This is a genomic window from Microbispora siamensis (assembly GCF_016863095.1).
Lineage (GTDB): Bacteria > Actinomycetota > Actinomycetes > Streptosporangiales > Streptosporangiaceae > Microbispora > Microbispora siamensis.
On record NZ_BOOF01000124.1, the window covers coordinates 1 to 1,027 of the forward strand.

At 66.4% G+C, this 1,027-nt stretch carries 1 pseudogene; it reads left to right on the plus strand.

The annotated features are described in order from the left end of the window. Positions 1–1,027: pseudogene (locus tag Msi02_RS42750) on the plus strand (DNA-directed RNA polymerase subunit beta); the annotation flags it as partial.

The following is a 1,027-nucleotide window of genomic DNA, read 5'->3' on the forward strand; positions in this document are numbered from 1 at the left end:
GACGACGCCAACCGTGCGCTGATGGGTTCGAACATGCAGCGTCAGTCGGTGCCTTTGCTGAAGAGCGAGGCGCCGCTGGTCGGGACCGGCATGGAGTACCGTGCCGCGACCGACGCCGGTGATGTGATCACGGCCGAGAAGGCCGGTGTGGTGGAGGAGGTCTCGGCCGACTACATCACCGTGATGAACGACGACGGCACGCGGACGACGTACCGGGTGGCGAAGTTCAAGCGGTCCAACCAGGGCACCTGCTTCAACCAGAAGCCGATCGTGGCCGAGGGCGACCGGGTCGAGCAGGGTCAGGTCGTCGCCGACGGTCCGTGCACCGACAACGGTGAGATGGCGCTGGGCAAGAACCTGCTGGTGGCGTTCATGCCGTGGGAGGGTCACAACTACGAGGACGCGATCATCCTGTCCCAGCGTCTGGTGCAGGACGACGTGCTGTCGTCGATTCACATCGAGGAGCACGAGGTCGACGCCCGCGACACCAAGCTGGGGCCTGAGGAGATCACCCGGGACATCCCGAACGCCTCCGAGGACGCTCTGGCCGACCTGGACGAGCGGGGCATCATCCGGATCGGCGCCGAGGTGGTGACCGGGGACATCCTGGTCGGCAAGGTCACGCCGAAGGGTGAGACGGAGCTGACGCCCGAAGAGCGGCTGCTGCGGGCGATCTTCGGTGAGAAGGCGCGTGAGGTCCGTGACACCTCGCTGAAGGTGCCGCACGGTGAGTCGGGCAAGGTCATCGGCGTTCGCGTGTTCAGCCGGGAGGAGGGCGACGAGCTTCCTCCGGGTGTCAACGAGCTGGTCCGCGTGTATGTTGCGCAGAAGCGCAAGATCACCGATGGGGACAAGCTCGCCGGCCGTCACGGCAACAAGGGCGTCATCTCCAAGATCCTGCCGGTGGAGGACATGCCGTTCCTGGAGGACGGCACGCCGGTCGACATCGTCCTCAACCCGCTGGGCGTGCCCGGCCGGATGAACGTCGGCCAGGTGCTGGAGACACATCTCGGGTGGATCGCCGCCC